Source organism: Candidatus Schekmanbacteria bacterium RIFCSPLOWO2_02_FULL_38_14 (assembly GCA_001790855.1).
Lineage (GTDB): Bacteria > Schekmanbacteria > GWA2-38-11 > GWA2-38-11 > GWA2-38-11 > 2-02-FULL-38-14-A.
Window position 1 is genome coordinate 1 of the sequence record MGDH01000001.1, and the last position, 17,859, is coordinate 17,859.

A 17,859-nucleotide genomic window follows, 5' to 3' on the forward strand; every position below is an offset into this window, starting at 1 on the left:
GTCTACTTCCTTCCTTTAATGCTTGTGTCGTGTTAGCTGAAAGCGCGCACATTTTTTATTTAAAATATTTTATCATTTCTATCAAAATTATATCTTTTTTACCTAATTCTATTTCTTTTACTTTCTTAAATCCAAATGAGTTATAAAATTGCTTAGCATATATTGTAGACCAAGTTTTTATACTTTTTATACCTTCTTTTTTAGCTTCATCTAATATTTTATTTAATAATTTTTTACCTATACCACATTTTTGATATTTGATATCTATAAATAAAGTATGAACTTTTTCTTTATCATATCCACAAATTCCTATTACTTTTTCATTTTCAATCGCAACAAAATATTTTACAGTTTTTGATCGATTAATTAAATTTTCAGGACTATTCCCCCATATTTGTAATTCAATTCCTTTTTTTGTATGCCCTCTAATATTTAAATTAAGAAAACATTCTTTAATGATTTGACTTACTTCATTAGCATTTTCTTCTTTAAATTTTTTAATTTTCATAAAAATTAAATCTCATGCAAGCACTTTCACTTCTCACAATGATATTGATAAGCATGGTGTTACTGTCTTTTTTAATTGGTCTAAACAGAGTATTGAAAACTGTAGAAACAGGTCTTTACCTGTCTGCCGTCAGGCAGGGACCTGTTAATAACAGACCTAAAGGTCTGTTTCTACATTTATTTGAAAATCTTATTTGAAAACTTTGGGTGGGCAGAGACGTCCACCCCTACTGAACTCAGGTGATATAAACTCTATCAACTCGTCCACTGACACCGCAGAGGACTTCGTAGGGGATTGTGTCGAGTTTTTCTGCGATTTCGTCAGCGCCTATGAATTCATTTCCCTGGTTTCCGATGAGTATGACCTCATCTCCAACCTTTACATCAGGAATATGGGTTACATCTGCCATGAACTGGTCCATGCATACTGTGCCGACAATTGGCGCCCTCATACCTTTTATGAGGACTTCTCCAAGGTTGGTTAGTTTCCTGTTAAGCCCGTCTCCATAGCCTGAAAAGATTGTAGCTATTTTTGACTCGCGGGTTGTAAAAAATTTTCTGCCATAGCTAATGCTCTTGCCAGCGCTTAGGGTTTTCAGATGCAAAACTTTTGTTTTAAGAGTCATTACAGGTTTTAAAGAGATTTTGTTTTTAAGCCTTTTGTGGGGATGGTAACCGTACATTGCGATTCCGATACGGGCAAGGTCAAACCGTGCCTCTGGAAATCCAAGAAGGGCAGCGCTATTGGATGCATGGACAGCAATTTCATTAAAATCTTTTTTTATTAATTCAACGGCTTTTCTGAAAATATCCATCTGATACATTGTATAGGATGGGTCTTCAGCCTCTGACTGGGCAAAGTGGGTCATGACTCCTTCAAGTTTTAGATTTTCACTTTTTTTAATTTCAGAGAAAAATGTTTCTAATTCATCAGGGCTTATTCCAAGCCTTCCCATACCTGTTTCAATTTCAATATGAAACGGGAGGAGTTTATTCTTTTTTTTAGCTTCAAGGTTGAGTTTTTTGATTAAAGGAACAGAAAATACAACAGGGGTTACTTCAAGCTCAATTACCTGAGAAACTTCTTCTTCAAAAAGGGATCCAAGGACAAGTATTTTTCCTTTGATTCCTGCATTTCTCAGGATAGAAGCCTCTTTTAAAGAAACAACTCCGAGAAATGAGGCACCTTCCTGAAGGGCTTTTTTTGCCACTTCAGCATAACCGTGCCCATATGCATTAGCCTTTACAACAGACAAAAGTTTTTGAGAAGGGGAAAGAAGTTTTTTTATTTGTGCTAAATTGAATGCAAGATAATTAAGATTAATCTCTGCAACAGTTGGGTTCAATATGCTCATTATATGCTTACCATAATTTGAAGAGAAATAATTGCAAGTTCAAATATCAAAATCCAGATATCAAATCAAGCAAGAATGTAAAATGACAAATCAAAATTTGAAGATAAGTCGGATTGAGGAGGCTTTTCTTTTTGACTTGAATATTTGATTTTTAATCTCTGTTTCAATCTATTCCCAGGGTTCTTCCTGGAAGCTCAGGTTTTCAAATTTGGTGCATTCGCTCCTGAAAGCAAGCTTCACTGTCCCGATAGGACCATTTCTCTGCTTGCGGATTATGATTTCAGCTATATTCTGGTCTTCAGTGTCCTTGTTGTAGAGTTCGTCCCTGTATATAAATGCGACCAAATCAGCGTCCTGCTCAATTGCGCCTGATTCCCTTAAGTCAGATAAGATTGGCCTGTTGCCTGACCTGCCCTCAGGTGCCCTGTTTAGCTGTGAAAGGGCAATTACCGGAATCTTTAATTCCTTTGAAAGGGCTTTCAGCGCGCGGGAGATTTCAGAAATTTCCTGCTGCCTGTTCTCAACTCTTCCGTCTCCTCTCATAAGTTGCAGATAATCAACTATGAGAAGCGATAAGCCAACATTGTTTTTCAATTTTCTTGCCTTTGCCCTCAATTCAAGCATAGAGATTGCAGGAGTATCGTCAATATAAAGCGGCGCTTCAGAAAGCTTGCTGGCTGCAAGAGTAAGTTTTGAATAATACTTAGTTTCCAAAAAACCGGTTCTCAGTTTATGAGAATCAATCCTTGCCTGGGAACACAGGAGCCTGAAAAACAATTGTTCATCAGACATTTCAAGGCTAAAGATTACAACAGGCAGGTTTTTTACCACTGCTATGTGTTCTGCAATGTTAAGGCAGAAAGCAGTTTTCCCCATGCTTGGTCTTCCGGCTATAATGATTAGGTCCGACGGATGCAATCCAAGGGTTAGCTTGTCAAACTCAAGAAACCCTGTTTCAATCTCTGATACCAAACCTCCCTTTTTATAAATATTGTCTATTGTTTCAAAGCTATTATGGATTATATCCTTCAACGGAATCGGTCCTTTGGATACAGACCTCTGGGATATATTATAAATACTTTTCTCTGCCTGAGTAAGAAGTTCTGTAGAATCTGAACCACCTTCATAACAAAGATTGGCGATGCTGGTTGTTGAGGAGAGGAGTTCTCTTAACAGGGATTTTTCTTTTACCAGTTTTGAATAATAAGAGATATTGCTTGCAGTTGGCACTGTTTCAAGGAGTGATGAGAGATAAGTGATTCCACCTGCTTCATCCAGTTTGTTTAAATTTTTAAGGGCTTCTTTGAGAGATACAAGGTCTATGGGTATTCCTTTGTTATCCAGCTCAGCCATTGTGGAGAAGATTATCTTGTGGGATCTTTTGTAAAAGTCTTCTTCTTTGAGAATTTCAAGTACACTGTTTATTGAGCTGTTTTCGAGCAGTATTCCTCCTAATACCGACTTTTCAGCCTCTAAGTTTTGTGGAGGAATTCTTTCTGTCAGATTGCCCAAGATAGCCATAGTAGCGAGTGTTTCTTAAATTACGCAAATTATTATAGCAAGGATATTTTTAAAGTTCAAATATCAAAATCCAAAATTTTAAAATTTGTAATTTGAATTTTTAATTTTATTTGAACTTTGAGCTTTGACATTTGGAATTAACCTGTAAAAAACCTATTCCTTAAATAAAAGGGTTGATAGCCTTTATTCTTCTTTTTCTTTAACAACCCAAATATTAACTTCAACTGTTATTTCCTGATGAACCTTAACAGGAATATGGTATATTCCAAGTTTTTTTATTGGCTCATCTAGCAAAATATTTTTTTTATCTATCTTAAATCCTTCGTTTTCGATGCTTTCAGAAATATCCATGGCAGTTACAGAACCAAAAAGTTTGTCTTCTTCTCCTGCGTGCCTTACAATAGTACAAGAGATTTTCTTCAGCTTTTCTGCTATTTCCATGGCAGCTTCTTTAATTTTATCATTCTTTTTCTCTTCTATTATTTTTTCATGCTGAAGAATTTTTAAGTTTTTATCAGTGGCTGGAACTGCCAAGCCTTGTGGCGAGAGGTAATTTCTCCAGTATCCATCCTTTACCTTTACTACATCCCCTGATTTTCCAAGATGTTTTACCTCTTTTTTTAGTAATACTTCCATGTTGTTTGCACTCCTTGTTTCTTCGCTTTATGCGAAGACTACTTATTATCACTTTTTGTTAGTTGAATTGAAAATCTAAATTAAATACTAAATCCTAATTTCTAAGTTCTAAACAAATCCAAAATTCTAAATTCAAATATTCAAAAATGTTTTGAATTTTTTATTTTGAACATTTGTGCTTGTTTAGGATTTAGTGCTTAGAATTTATCTTTAATTAACCCCTTATTACTTATTCACAGTAAACGGGAGAAGAGCCATATTCCTTGCTCTTTTAATTGCTGTTGTCAGGGATCTCTGGTGTTTAGCGCAATTGCCTGAAATCCTTCTTGGCATTATCTTACCCCTTTCTGTGACAAAGCTTTTAAGCTTTTTTATCTCTTTATAATCTATATCAGTATTTGTGGAACAGAATCCACAAAATCTTTTCTGCAGAATAATTCTTTTTTTCTTTTGAAATTTAGGTCTTTTCATTATTCTCCTCTATTGAGCTATAAGCTGTGAGCTATAAGCTATAAGGTATTAGTTTAAGGTTAAAATGGTGTTTCCTCCTCCTCCCCAAGAGAAACATCGTTGCCTTCTTCTTTTGTTGCCGAATTTCTGCTCTCTTTTGTTGGAAGGAATACAACATCATAAGCTTCAATCTTTATTTTTGACCTGCGGTTTCCTTCTTCATCTTCCCATCTGTCTTCCTTAAGCCTGCCTTCTACCAGAACCGGAGAGCCTTTTTTTAAATACTCTCCACAATTTTCTGCCAATTTTCTCCATGCGGCTATCTCAAAAAAGCTCACTTCTTCTCTTTTTTCGCCTTCTTTTGTTGTGTAAGCCCTGTTTACAGCTACGCTAAAATTAGTAACCGCGATCCCTCCGGAAGTATAGCGGAGTTCCGGATCTTTGGTTAGGTTTCCAACAAGAATAACCTTATTGAAGCATCTCATATCTCATCCTCCTTGGGGAGTTCCACTACAGCTATATTTTTTTTCAAGTCCTTTTCTTTGAGACTAATGGTCATAAATCTTAAAATACTTTCATTAATCTTGAAATTCCTTTCAAGTTCAGTTACCAGAGCAGGATTTCCTTTGATCTGATAAAGGATATAATAACCATCCTCATGTTTTTTTATGTTATATGCAAGTTTTCTCAATCCCCATTTTTCAGTTTTCAGAATTTCTCCGTTGTGCTTTTCTACAACCTGATTAACTTTTGTAAGGATTTTTTCCTCTATTGTGTTTTCATCAATATCGGGTCTAACTATATAAAGAATCTCATATGGTTTCACAGCAATCACCTCCCCTCGGATTTATCAGCCCATAATAAAGAACAGAGAGCAATTATGCCCTGTTTTTATGAGCAGGGAGTTTAACTTCTTCTGTTAAACTCATTCAATGTGGCTGTTATACCGCTTGTTAATAAAGTTTCAACTACTTTTATTGCTCTGTCTGCAAGAGACTGGAGCCATTCTTTGTCCTCTTCACCAAATGCAGAAAGAACATAATCTGCAATATCTTCTTTTGTATCAGGTCTTCCGATTCCTAATCTTATCCTCAGAAAATTATCGCTTTGAAGTTCACTGATTATTGATTTAAGTCCGTTATGCCCTCCGTCACCGCCACGCTGTTTTATTTTCAAGGCTCCTTTTTCCAAATCAATGTCATCATGTACAACTACAAGGTTTTCAACAGAAAAAGAAAAAACATCAAGAAGTTTTTTTACAGCTTTACCACTGTTATTAACATATGTCTGTGGTTTGGCTAAAACTATATCAGAAGACTTAATATTCCCGGTTCCCACCTGCGATAAGGCTAATTCCCTGTTTATTTTTATTCTGTGAGCCTTGCCGAGACTCTCAACGATTTTAAAACCAATGTTATGCTTTGTGTTCTTATACTTGGTTCCGGGATTTCCTAGTCCAACTATTAATTTCAGAGATTTCATCAGCTGGAAGCTTTAGTTTCGCCTTTGCCTTTGGGAACTTTCTGTTCGCCAGGAGCAGCTTTCGCTTCGGTTTCTCCTTCTTTTGGAGCTGCAGCTGCAGCTTCAGCTTCAGCAACTGGGACTTCCGCTTTTACTTCAGTCTCTACGTGAGGCGCTGTTACAGAGACAATCGGAGCATCAGGGTCACCGAGAATCCTTATTCCTTTACCTGCTTTTAAATCTCTTATGTGCATGGAGTCATTTATGTCCAGGCTTGTAATATCAACCTGAAGGCTTTCAGGCATAGCTAATGGAAGACATTCAATCTCAATCTCTCTGCTTATGAAGTTGATCACTCCTCCATTTTCTGCCACGCCTTTGGATTTTCCTGTTAAAACAACCTCAACCCTGACTTTTATCTTTCTGGTCATATCAATATGCTGAAAGTCTACATGGAGTGCCTCTCCTGATACAGGGTCATGCTGCGTATCTTTTAAAAGCACATGAGGCTTGTCATTTTCTCCTTCAAATTCCAGCTGGATTATCGGGTGCTCGGAAGGGTTTTTCTGGAGTATGCCCTGAAGGTCTTTCTTGTTAAATACAAGAGGGACAGAATCTTCTCCTTTACCATAAAAAATCCCGGGGATGAAACCTGTGGTCCTGAACCTTCTTGATGTGGCTTTCCCAATCTGTTCGCGTTTTTTAACTTTTAAACTTGCAATTTCCATTCCTATCATTCCTCCTAGATAAACAGGGAGCTTACTGAGCTTTCTGTGTGTATGTTTTTTATTGCTTCTGACAAGAGCTGTGCTATTGAAAGAACTACTATCTTTTTTATTTTTTTACTGTTATCAAGCGCTATAGTATTTGTTACAATTACTTCCTCAAGGGAAGAATTATTAATCCTTTCTATGGCAGGCCCTGACAATACTGCATGAGTGCAGCTTGCAAAAACTCTTTTTGCCCCATTTTTTTTCAATGCCTCTACTGCCTGAATCAGAGTTCCGGCAGTATCTATTATATCATCTACAACTATTACATCTTTTCCCTTAATATCTCCTATGATATTCATTACTTTTGCTACGTTTGGCACGTCTCTTCTTTTATCAATAATTGCAAGAGAAGCGTCTATTCTTTTTGCTATTGCTCTTGCCCTTTCAACTCCTCCTGCATCAGGAGAGATGACAACAAGGTTATCAAAGTTTTTGTTATTAAGGTAATCAATTAATACCGGTGCAGCATAAAGGTGGTCAACCGGAATATTGAAAAACCCTTGTATTTGTCCTGCATGAAGGTCCATTGTCAGGAGCCTGTTGGTACCTGCAGCCTCGACTAAGTCAGCCACAAGTTTTGCGGTAATCGGAACACGTGGCTGAACCTTGCGGTCCTGTCTTGCATAGCAGTAATAGGGCATTACAGCAGTGATTCTGGCTGCTGAGGCTCTCTTAAAAGCATCAATCATTATGAGAAGCTCCATTAAGTGCTGGTTAACGGGATTAGAAACTGATTGAAGAACAAATATATCCTTCCCTCTCACATTTTCATTTATCTGCACCTGAATCTCGCCGTCGCTGAAAAGCGTTATGTCAGCATTTCCAAGAGGTATTTCAAGGTATTTGCTGATTTCCAGAGCTAAGGCTCTATTTGCATTTCCTGTAAATATTTTTAATTCATTTTCCATTTTAAAATTCTTACCCTTATAATAAATTTGAATTAGCTCGGGGGCAGGGACTCGAACCCCAATAAAGGGCTCCAAAGGCCCTTGTCCTACCATTAGACGACCCCCGAATATTCAATTTGGGAACCTGTTTAAGCAAAGTCATCTTATACTTTTACAATACTCAATAAGAGATTCACTGCGACTTATTTCAGAAAATCTCCAATGGTGAGGAGTGTTTATCTATTTATTTCTGCCAACCCGGCAGGTTGAATCAGGTTAAATGGCTTTATAGCTATTTTTAAAAAACAATTAACTTGCTGTAGTACTGCTGTGCACCTCTTTTTTCAAAACCTCTTTATTATATTCTGCAAGGATTTTATCCTCAATTTTTTTTCTGGTTCCGTTATCAAGCGGATGCGCAAGGTCTTTAAATGTACCATCCTTTCTTTTACGGCTTGGCATGGCTACAAAAAGGCCACTTTTCCCATTAATCACTTTGAGGTCCCTGACGACAAAGCAGTCGTCAAAGACGATAGTCACATATGCCTTTAACTTTTCTTCCTCAACAGGGAAAACACGTACTTCAGTAACTTCCATAGAATAGACTCCCTAAAAAAAAGTTGAGATTAATTTAGTTTAACGACACCCTTATATTGAAACGGATTTAAATTATCAATATATTTTTTTATTATTTGATTACACATGTTTCTTTGTTAAAATCAGCCTTTGTAACCTTTTTATAATTTCTGCAATCATTAAATCAAAAGGTCAATAAAAATTTAAAGATTTTTTACAAGAAAAACGCTTCCAAATTCTCTGTCCTTTAAAGCATTGTAAGCTGTCAAGGCTTTATTTCTTGAAGCAAAAACGCCAAAAACAGATGGCCCGCTTCCAGACATCAGAACATTCAAAGCCCCGTTTTCCATAATAGCATTTTTAATCTCTGTCAGTACCGGGAATTTCCGCAAGGTCACGTTTTCCAGGTCATTGAGGAGGTATTTGCTCCATAAATCAGGGCTTTTACCTTTTTTTAACAAAGAAAGTAATTCATTATTATTTTTAGTTTTTTTTGTCAATGCCAAATTTAAATTCTTGTAAACCCAGGCAGTTGAGACAGGAAACCCGGGGTTTACCAAAATTAACCAGAAATCCCTTTTAATTTTAATTGGATAGATTTTTTCTCCAATCCCCTTTGCAAGGGCTGGTTTTCCGTAAATGAAGAAAGGGACATCTGCTCCGAGTTTTAAGCCCAATCGCATTAATTCTGTTCTGGAAAACCCGGTTTTCCAGATTTTATTTAATGCAATAAGAGTTGATGCTCCGTTGCTGCTTCCTCCTCCCAAGCCGGAAGATATAGGTATATTTTTTTTAAGCTTTACCAGCACTCCTTCCTCCCACCCTGTTGTGTCCCAGAGAAGCTTGACCGCCTTGTTGATTATGTTTCCATTGTCTACAGGTAATTCTTTGTTATCACAGATGATTTTTATCTGTTTCCTGTTGGTGCTGGAAATCTCCATTTCATCCCACAGAGAGACAGGAACCATTATTGTTTCAAGATTATGATAGCCATCTTTTCTTTTTGAAACCACATTGAGAATCAGGTTGATTTTTGCAGGAGATTTTATGATTGCAGGTTTTTTTTCAGAAAACCTTTTCATCGAGGTTAAAAAACCTTGCCTGTTGACAGGACTGACATTCCTGTCCTTACTGTTTTCATGTTTTGTAACCTTGCTGGTCATAAACGGATTGTTTGAATTCATTCCTGATAAATTATCTTGAATCCTGAAGGATTTTGATTGCTGAAAAGATCAAAAGGCATTTCAGTATTCAGTGATATATCTTTGAAATTTATTTCAATCGAAATGTTTTTTAAAAAGAAGCCGCAGATTATTTTTTCAGGCAAAGGGCAGTTGTCAATATTTTGATATTCTGAATAATTTACTTCATAAACGATATTTCCATTACTGTCAGAGACTTTAATTCTTAATAGATTAAAGTTTTTGCTGTCAATCCAATATTTTCTTGTCAAATTATCAGAGTCAGGTCCTTCAGTCAAAACATATAGATTATTATCTTTATCAAGCTGTATTGTTCTTTGATTGCTTTTATTGAATGATATAGTTCCTGTAATTATTTTAAGTAGTTCCTGTGGCATCAAGGGGATTCCGAGAAATTTTTCAGATGAAGAGATTGAAACAGGAGTAAGAATTATGCGAGAGTTTTTCAGGTCTGTTTGATGGATGTTTTGTCCATCGCTTGTAATGAATGTTATTACCTGACCAAAGGGGTTAAGGATTTCAATTCTTAAAAGGTCAGGGTTTTTCAAGGCAATAACTGCATTAAAAGAATTTTCTTTTTTGCCTATTTTTAACTTTATGCGGACAACCCCTTTGAGGTTTTTGAAGTATTTTGCTTTTTCTTCTAAAGACTTTTCAATAAAAGAAGTGTCTTGAAGTGTTTCTAAATTTTTTGACTCTCTTATTAATGCTTTTTTTGCGGAACATCCTGAAATTGAAATCAGGTTGAGAAAGGAAAGAAATAAAATAAAAAAAGAGATGATTACTGATGACTTAAGGGTTTTCATTTCTAACCGTATTGAAGCATTATAATGACTTAATCATATCAAAACTAACCTCAGGCTATAATCCAGTTTTGCTTTTGTCAAGATATTAACAAATTATTAATCTGTGCAATTAGATATTTTTTATAAAAGTTATTGATGAATAAATCAATTTACAGGGGATGAAATATAAGTTTGGCTGTGAGAGCAGAACTAGTCGGGATATATTTTTACTCCATTCCGACCATCTTTTTTAGCCATATACATTGCTTTGTCAGACAAATCAATGAGCACTTCAGGGTCAGTCGAATGGGTTGGGTATGTGGCAATTCCAAAGCTTGCAGTTATATTGATTATTAGATTATTTTTTCCATAAAATTCTGTGTTTGAAATTATCTTTCTCAATCTCTCCGCAACATATTTTCCTTTTGCTTTATTTGTCTGCGGCAGAATAATTACAAACTCATCTCCTCCGAAACGGGCTGATATATCTGTTTTTCTTAAATATTTTTTCAAAAGGGCTCCAATCCTGCTGAGTACGCTGCTTCCAACAAGATGACCATGGGTATTATTTATTTTTCTAAAAAAATCTAAATCAAAAAAAACAAGAGAAAAAGGCTTTAATGTCCTGTCGGCTCTTTCCCTTTCAATTGTCAGGAGCTTTTTAAAATGCTTCATATTATAACGCCCTGAAACATAATCAATAATTGACAACTCAAGGGCTTTTTCATAGAGGAGGTGATTCTCTATTACAATTGCAATAATATCTTTTACAGAACCTATTAATAGACAGTCTTTTTCTGTAAAAATCCCGGAACCGGCTTTGTTTATAAACTCTATTACTCCAACAGGTCCTCTTTTGCTGGATAATGTGGCAAAAAGGGTTGATATGGGTATCTTTCCCTCCATGTGAATAGCCTTTGATTTATCAATGAACCTGGTATTGTTTTTCATCATTACAACTGCCTTCCCGCTTTCAATTGCATTCCTTACAGCTTCCTCATCTATTGGCAGCAAGCTTTTCTTTGCCTCTGTTTTTTTTCTGTCATCTGAAAAGTAAGATTCCAGTTTCTGGGTACTGCTGTCAAGCAAGTGAATAATCTGAACTTCAGGTTTAAACATTGAATCCAAAATGTGCATTATGTTTTTTAATGTTTCTTTTAAAGTTGATTTTGCTGTGACTGAACGGGTTAATTCGTTTATAAAATGGAATTTTTTTGAATCAATCGATTCAAAAGATTTTGAGGTTATGGACAGATGTTTTTTTTTGGTCTCTTCCCTGCTTTTAGGTTCAGTCATATTGAACAAGATCTCAGTTTGATGGGTTTTGCTTCTGGCAATCTGTTAATTTTTCAAAAAGCTTTGCATTTTTGATTGCTATGGTAGCGTGGCTTGAAAGGGTAGAGAGTAGTTCTTCATCCTGTGCTGAAAAGGCATTGGGGCGAACACTGTCAACATTTATGACTCCTATGATTTTTCCTTCCAGCAACATTGGAACAGCAAGCTCTGAGTTTACTTCCTTTAAGGCTGAAACATAGTATGGATTTTTCAAAACATTTCCTTCTCTGATAGGCTTTCCGGTTTTGGCTACAATACCGGTTATTCCCTGTCCAAGCTTCAGCTTGATTTTTTCAGGAGCATCAGGCTGGAGCCCTCTTGCTGATTTTATGATTAGAACATCGCTTCCTTCTTCTATCAGAATCAGCGACCCGCTTGTTGCAGAAGTAAGATAAATTGCTTTGTCGATTATCAGGTCCAGAAGCCTCTGAAGTTCCAGAGTTGATGTCATTGCCATTCCTATTTCAAACAGTGCTGTAAGTCTTTCGTTTTTCTTGCGCATCATTTCGTGAATTCTGGCATTCTGGACATCTATAGCCGCAAGACCTGCGAGAACATTAAGAAGCTTGAGGTCATCTTCTGTGAAATCGCTTCTGTCAGTTTTTGAATCCGCTGTAATAACTCCAAGGACTAATTCTTCTATTTTTAATGGCGCTGCTATAAAAGATGATACGCCAAGTTCATTTTTTGGTTCTAAACTCTGGTCTTTTACAAGCTTTGGCTTTCCATCTTTTGCAACCTTTCCTATAATTCCTTCTCCAATATTTATTTTGAAATTTTTTATAAACTCATTTGTTACCAGACCGCTTCCGGAACGGATTGTAAGGCATTTATTCTCTTCATCTATTAACATCAGAAGACTTCTTTCGACTTCAAGTATATTTGGTACTGAAGAAGTTATCAGTTCAAGGGTATGCTGAAGGTCTTTTATGGAGCTGTTCATAGCCTTTCCGATTTCATAAAGCATTGTAGTCTGAATCTGGTACTTCGAATGCTTTTGAAACTCAGAAGGTTTCAGGAAAAGATTTTTTATTTTTGAAATCATTCAGAAAACCCCTAAATCATTTTTGTTTTTGTCCTTACATCGTCACCCATATCACATAGGGTGATTATTTTTCAATCAATTATAATAGTTGAGAGTTCTTTTTGTGTTCTTGTATATAATTTTATGGTATTAAATATTTATCTCAAATTCCTGACATTTTCTCATTAAAGTATTGCGGTGGATACCCAATACTTCTGCCGCCGCACTTCTGTTTCCCCGGTTATTCTTCAAAACTCTTATAATGTAGGCTTTTTCCAATTCTTTGATTGAAAGCTTGCCTTCAAATATTTGATTTAATTTCTGGAAATCATTTTCCTCTTTCATAAGAGAAAGTGACGGAATCTGGCTTATTGAACTTTCTTTTAAAACCTTTGGTATGATTTTTTCTGAAGCAACCAGATGGATTCCGTTCACTTTATTTTTTATTTCCTTGACTAATTCAGATGCAATGTGGATTCCTTCCATTATGGAATTTTTTGCTTTCCCAAGCCTTTCTATTATTTCAGATGTTATCGGTTTTTCATGTTGGGAATGGTTGACCCTTCTTGCTGCCTCAACAGAAAGAACAGGCATTACCCCAGCAATAATTTTTACTCCTTTTCCTTCAGTATACTGGATTAAATTTTCAATCTGTCTGATACTGTATATAGGAGTTGTGATTATAAATTCAATTCCTGCCTCTATTTTTTGTTTTATGGTTTCCCCGCAGGATTCTGAGTTGCCGTTTTCAAGATTAAGAAGTGTCCCGACTGTAAAGGAAGGTTTTTCTCTTATATTTTTGTTTGAAAAGTCTTTTCCTTCTTTTAGGCGGTGAATAAAGTTAATCAGTTGTAGTGCATTGACTTCTTTTGTTTCTGATGTTTCGCTTTTACTTTTTATTATGGAAACTTTTTCTGATGTTATGCAAAGGTTTTTTATTCCAAGCATCCACGATGTCATAAGAAAGGCTTCAAGAAGCTTTTTTGTTTTTCCGCTGCATGCAATATGAACAATCGGGTCAATACCGCTGTCTTTAAGAAGATGGCATATTGCGATTGACCCTATTTTTGAATTGAACTGCAGTTCATCGCTTATAAGCATTCCATTTATAAAACTACTAAAGAAATTAGCGGTTTTAATGGCATCAAAGGCGTCATCCGGGCAACAAGATTCTAAATGAGTTGTTACCAGAAAATCATTTCTTTTAATAGATTCTGAAAATTGCATTGATATATTAAGATATAGAATTAATTTTTATAATAGATTTAAAACAGAAAAAGTCAACAGCAATTTATTATAACGATTATACGGATTATAAATTGACACAATATGGAAATAATATAAATTATTTACTAAATTGATTATGTAAAATCAGGCAATGTTTCGCAAAAAAACTTATAACTTACTACTTATAACTTGTAAGAGAGAAAGCAGATATGTTTGTAAGCAGTATTGTCAATAAACTGATATATTCCTTCTGGGCTGATTGCATAGGATTGTATGAAAATGGCACAGGAACATTTGAGGATATAGACAAGCTCTGCAGATTTGGTTTTGGTCATAAAAAAGGACCTTTTGAGATAATGGATGAAACAGGGCTTGACAGGGTAGCGGATGATTTAAAAATACTCTTTGAAAGAACAGGCGATGAGAGGTTTCGTGCTCCTGAATTGTTAAATAAAATGAGAAAGGAAGGAAAACTTGGGAGAAATTCAGGAGAGGGTTTTTACAACTGCATCAAAAAAAAATCTCAGAGTTCAGAAGATGATAGTTCCAAGCCTAAAAAATCTTTTGCTGGAGTCAAAAGAGTTGGAGTTGTTGGTTTCGGATCAATGGGCAGAGGAATTGTACAGGTTGTTGCTGAGAGTGGATTTGAAGTAGTTGTCAGAGAAGTAAGTCCTGACCTTTTGGATAAGGGAATAGGTTTCATTGAAAAAATTCTGACAGCCAAGCTTGATAAAGGAAAAATCAGTGAATCCGGAAAAAAAGAGATAATGGAGAGAATAAAAGGAACAATTGATTTAAGCGTGCTTAGAGAAAGTGATATAGTGATTGAAGCTGTTTTTGAAAAAATGGATTTAAAAAAGGAAATCTTCTCATGGATTGATAATATAGTTAAACCTGAAGCTATTCTTACCACAAACACTTCCTGCTTATCTGTGACTGAAATCTCTTCTGCTACAAAAAGGCCTGACAGGGTATGCGGGCTTCACTTCTTTAACCCTGTCCCTCTAATGAAACTTGTTGAAGTAATAAAAACAGAAAGGACATCTGAGGAAACATACAGAAAAACTGTGGATTTTGGAATTGCTTTGGGGAAGGAGACAGTTAAGTCCAAGGATTCTCCTGGTTTCATTGCAAACAGAATCTTATGCCCATATCTCTATCTTGCAGTGCAGGAATATGCTGACGGCTTATTTACAAAAGAAGAGATAGACGGTTCAATAAAGCTTGAAGCAGGGTTTCCAATGGGACCTTTTGAGTTGATTGATTTGATAGGAATTGATGTCTGTCTTGATATAGGTGAGGCAATGTACAAAGAGACAGGTATTCAAGAGCTCAATCCGCCAGCATTATTGAAAGAGATGGTAAAAAAAGGGTGTTTTGGAAGAAAATCAGGCAGGGGGTTTTATGATTATGGTTGATAAAGTTCGGAGTTTTGTGTTCAGACCACATCCCTAAGATCATCAATAACCATCGGTATTAAAATTCCGGATTTTTCATGAATTGCATAATCAGATTTTTGGATTCAGGATTTTGGTCATTTGAATTTGTTTGCCCCGCTTAGAAATTTTAATTTCTAACGGGGTTTAGGATTTAGAGTTTAAAATATTTTACCAACTATTTCTTACACGGCAGTTTGATATAAAAAGCTGTTCCTTCTCCGAGACTGCTCTCAAAACTTACCATTCCGGCATGTTTCTCAACAATCTGGTGCACAATTGAAAGGCCGAGGCCTGTTCCTTCACCGATTTTTTTAGTTGTAAAAAAAGGTTCAAATATTCTGTCTTTTATATCTTCAGGAATCCCGCATCCGCAGTCTTTAATCTCCACTAAGGCATAGTTCTTATCTGTGCCATCCATATAGGTTTTTATTGAAATGCTTCCCTGTTGTCCTTTCGTAGCCTGAGAGGAATTAAGAAGAAGGTTTAAAAATACCTGGCTCAGTTCCCCTCTGTTTCCGTAGACTTCACTGAGATTATTTCCATAACTTCGTTCAATTTTTAGGTTCATAATCTGGAACTGGTAATCAACAAGGTGAATTGTGGTTTCAATACATTCATTTATATCAATAAAATCGAAATCAGAGGCTTTGGACTGCCTTGAAAAAATAAGCAGGTTTTGGACTATGCTCTTGCACCGTATTCCTCCTTTTGATGCAGTCTGAAGCCATCGGTTTTTCTTTTCTTCGTTTTTCATGATGTTCTGGAGGATTTTATCAATCTCAGAAAGCCTTTCTTTATCTTTTATTTCTGATTCGCATATCTTCATTATATGTTTATAATGGCTTTCAGTGAAGGAGTCGAGATTGAGGATATGTTCCAGATTGGTTACAACGCCGCCAAGGGGGTTGTTTATCTCGTGCGCCACTCCTCCTGCAAGCTGGCCGAGGGCAGCCATTTTTTCGGACTGGAAAAGCTGTGCTTGGGTTTGCTCTAATTTATTTGATGTTGAAAGAAGCCTTTTATTCTTTTCTTCTGTCAGCTTTGCGTTTTCAACTGCTATGCCTATCTGGCTTGCAACAATAGAAACATGTTCTAGGTCAGTTTCATCAAAGGGCTGTTTGTCCTTTCTGTCCATACTGATAATTAACCCAACGGTTTTGCTTTTTGACACTACAGGGATAAGGAGGAAATCTGCAACCTGAGGAACAGATTTTTTAATTATTTCCTGTGACTCAAGATTTTCAGGCAATTGTTCATTGATTTTGAATTTATTGAGTACAAGGGCTTTGTTCTGATTTAAAACAAAGGTTACCAGAGAGAACTGATTTGCATTAAATGATTTCAGATATTCATTGATTCCTCCGCCTATTCCATAGTTAATATCAAGACTTCCTGTCTCTTCATTGATTATCAGCAGTGTCTGGGCTTCACAGGGTATTAGTTCATCTATGCCATGAACAGAGAGTTGAAGAAGCTCGTTTATATCAAGGGTTGAGCAGATTTTATTTCCCAGCTCACTTGTCTTTTTTAATTCTGACAGGAGTTCCTTGTTAAAGTCCGCAACGGTTTTATATTTTGATGCATTTCTCAAACTTATAGCCAGAAGTTCTGATAACTTTCTTAAAATGCTGAAGACCCTCGGCGTTATCTGGGTATTTCCCTCTTCTTCTTCTGCATAAGCGGATAGAATTCCGACAACTTTTTCATCAAGAACCACAGGAAATAGTGCAATTGATTTAATCTTCCCGAATTTTGACATATTCTGAAAGCTCTTGTTTGGATGGACTTTGACATCCTCAACATAGATCTCCCTGCGTTCCGAGTAAAGAGTCTCTGAAAGAGAGAAATCCTTTATATTAGAATGAGGGAAACGTTTAAGAAGCTCACCTGAAATCCCCCTGCTATCCTTTATCCGCATGGTACCATCCTGGCTTATATCTATGTAAGCACATTGTTTTATTGGGAGCTTATTGATAATCTCATCAAGAACTGATGAAATTATTTTATCAAAGTTAAGGCTTGAGACAATTGTCTTTGTAATTGTTGAGAGAATTTCCATATCTACTTCTTTTTCTTTAAGCGCAGCTATGGTCAGGGATTCTTTCTTTATCAGGTTAAATTTATTTGCAAGCTTTTTTATCATCATGCAAAAGTTTTCAGTCATGATAGGCTTTATAATGCATGCAGCATTGCTGTCAGTCTTGAAATATGACCTTGCTGTATCCGCGTAATCGATTTCAGTGAGGATGACAAGATAAGTGTTTGGAAATTCTTTTCTCAAGGCAACGAAGAAATCCTTTGGAGAGATGTCAGGGATGGTATTTTGAAAAACTATTACAGAGAATTCTCCATGCTTTTTTACATCCGAGAACGCCTCCTTTGCAGTATGCGTATAGGTTATGTTGAGGTCATATTCAGTGGCTAATTGAGAAATCTCTTTTTCCCAGTCAGGCCCAAACTCCCCGACAATCAATACTCTGTTGTTCTGTTCAAAATCTATCTCGTATGGAGATGATTTAAGAATTGTTATATTGTTCAAAGTATTTTGCATAAAAAAGTTGTATAGACTGTTTTTATTTCCGGCTTGATTGGTATATCAATCAGGAGGTTTTGTCAATAGAGCTGGAAAATGTCTTTCTCTTTATGTTTGACTTATTGACAATGGGATTTTGAGATTATAT

At 36.0% G+C, this 17,859-nt stretch carries 18 protein-coding genes and 1 tRNA gene; 1 reads left to right on the forward strand and 18 read right to left on the reverse strand.

Annotated features, from left to right (window positions below; translation table 11 throughout):
* Positions 1–55: 55 nt before the first annotated feature.
* From A3H37_11590 to A3H37_11670, 17 genes are all read right to left on the reverse strand, one after another.
* On the reverse strand, positions 56–508 hold the full coding sequence (locus tag A3H37_11590; GenBank protein ID OGL51687.1) for a hypothetical protein: 453 nt from the start codon (positions 506–508) through the stop codon (positions 56–58).
* Between the two features lie 235 nt (positions 509–743).
* The gene (locus tag A3H37_11595; protein OGL51688.1) at positions 744–1,862 is read right to left on the reverse strand and encodes an alanine racemase; all 1,119 of its coding nucleotides are present in this window, start codon (positions 1,860–1,862) and stop codon (positions 744–746) included.
* Positions 1,863–2,030: 168 nt separating this feature from the next.
* Positions 2,031–3,365 (reverse strand): replicative DNA helicase, encoded by a 1,335-nt coding sequence (locus A3H37_11600; GenBank protein OGL51777.1) that lies wholly within the window; start codon positions 3,363–3,365, stop codon positions 2,031–2,033.
* Positions 3,366–3,566: 201 nt separating this feature from the next.
* Complete coding sequence (locus A3H37_11605) at positions 3,567–4,019, reverse strand: 50S ribosomal protein L9 (GenBank protein ID OGL51689.1); 453 nt, start codon at positions 4,017–4,019, stop codon at positions 3,567–3,569.
* 225 nt (positions 4,020–4,244) lie between these two features.
* Complete coding sequence (locus A3H37_11610; GenBank protein OGL51690.1) at positions 4,245–4,490, reverse strand: 30S ribosomal protein S18; 246 nt, start codon at positions 4,488–4,490, stop codon at positions 4,245–4,247.
* Positions 4,491–4,549: 59 nt separating this feature from the next.
* Positions 4,550–4,954 carry a hypothetical protein gene (locus tag A3H37_11615; protein ID OGL51691.1) on the reverse strand — a complete coding sequence of 135 codons (405 nt, stop codon included), beginning with the start codon at positions 4,952–4,954 and terminating at the stop codon, positions 4,550–4,552.
* On the reverse strand, positions 4,951–5,295 hold the full coding sequence (locus A3H37_11620; GenBank protein ID OGL51692.1) for a 30S ribosomal protein S6: 345 nt from the start codon (positions 5,293–5,295) through the stop codon (positions 4,951–4,953). The genes A3H37_11615 and A3H37_11620 overlap by 4 nt, the downstream gene beginning before the upstream one ends.
* An 80-nt stretch (positions 5,296–5,375) precedes the next feature.
* Complete coding sequence (locus A3H37_11625) at positions 5,376–5,951, reverse strand: aminoacyl-tRNA hydrolase (protein ID OGL51693.1); 576 nt, start codon at positions 5,949–5,951, stop codon at positions 5,376–5,378.
* Positions 5,951–6,667, reverse strand: a complete 717-nt coding sequence (locus tag A3H37_11630; protein OGL51694.1) for a hypothetical protein — start codon at positions 6,665–6,667, stop codon at positions 5,951–5,953. Before A3H37_11630 ends, A3H37_11625 begins: the two co-directional genes overlap by 1 nt.
* 5 nt (positions 6,668–6,672) lie before the next feature.
* Positions 6,673–7,611 carry a phosphoribosylpyrophosphate synthetase gene (locus tag A3H37_11635; GenBank protein ID OGL51695.1) on the reverse strand — a complete coding sequence of 313 codons (939 nt, stop codon included), beginning with the start codon at positions 7,609–7,611 and terminating at the stop codon, positions 6,673–6,675.
* A gap of 33 nt (positions 7,612–7,644) precedes the next feature.
* Positions 7,645–7,718 (reverse strand) — tRNA-Gln (locus A3H37_11640).
* 181 nt (positions 7,719–7,899) lie between these two features.
* Positions 7,900–8,187, reverse strand: a complete 288-nt coding sequence (locus A3H37_11645; GenBank protein ID OGL51696.1) for a septation protein SpoVG — start codon at positions 8,185–8,187, stop codon at positions 7,900–7,902.
* A 182-nt stretch (positions 8,188–8,369) separates the two neighbouring features.
* On the reverse strand, positions 8,370–9,248 hold the full coding sequence (locus tag A3H37_11650) for a 4-(cytidine 5'-diphospho)-2-C-methyl-D-erythritol kinase (GenBank protein OGL51778.1): 879 nt from the start codon (positions 9,246–9,248) through the stop codon (positions 8,370–8,372).
* Between the two features lie 98 nt (positions 9,249–9,346).
* Entirely contained in the window at positions 9,347–10,174 is an 828-nt protein-coding gene (locus tag A3H37_11655) for a hypothetical protein (protein ID OGL51697.1), read from the reverse strand.
* A gap of 189 nt (positions 10,175–10,363) precedes the next feature.
* Positions 10,364–11,449 (reverse strand): hypothetical protein, encoded by a 1,086-nt coding sequence (locus tag A3H37_11660; GenBank protein OGL51698.1) that lies wholly within the window; start codon positions 11,447–11,449, stop codon positions 10,364–10,366.
* A gap of 13 nt (positions 11,450–11,462) precedes the next feature.
* Positions 11,463–12,533 carry a hypothetical protein gene (locus A3H37_11665; protein OGL51699.1) on the reverse strand — a complete coding sequence of 357 codons (1,071 nt, stop codon included), beginning with the start codon at positions 12,531–12,533 and terminating at the stop codon, positions 11,463–11,465.
* A gap of 129 nt (positions 12,534–12,662) precedes the next feature.
* Positions 12,663–13,739 carry a hypothetical protein gene (locus tag A3H37_11670; GenBank protein OGL51700.1) on the reverse strand — a complete coding sequence of 359 codons (1,077 nt, stop codon included), beginning with the start codon at positions 13,737–13,739 and terminating at the stop codon, positions 12,663–12,665.
* A 605-nt stretch (positions 13,740–14,344) separates the two neighbouring features.
* Between A3H37_11670 and A3H37_11675 the strand changes: the two genes are divergently transcribed.
* Positions 14,345–15,157: a 3-hydroxybutyryl-CoA dehydrogenase gene (locus A3H37_11675; protein ID OGL51779.1), complete on the forward strand. Its 813-nt coding sequence runs from the start codon at positions 14,345–14,347 to the stop codon at positions 15,155–15,157.
* 196 nt (positions 15,158–15,353) lie between these two features.
* On the opposite strand, the gene A3H37_11680 is transcribed toward A3H37_11675, so the two are convergent.
* Entirely contained in the window at positions 15,354–17,717 is a 2,364-nt protein-coding gene (locus A3H37_11680) for a hypothetical protein (GenBank protein ID OGL51701.1), read from the reverse strand.
* Positions 17,718–17,859 lie beyond the last annotated feature (142 nt).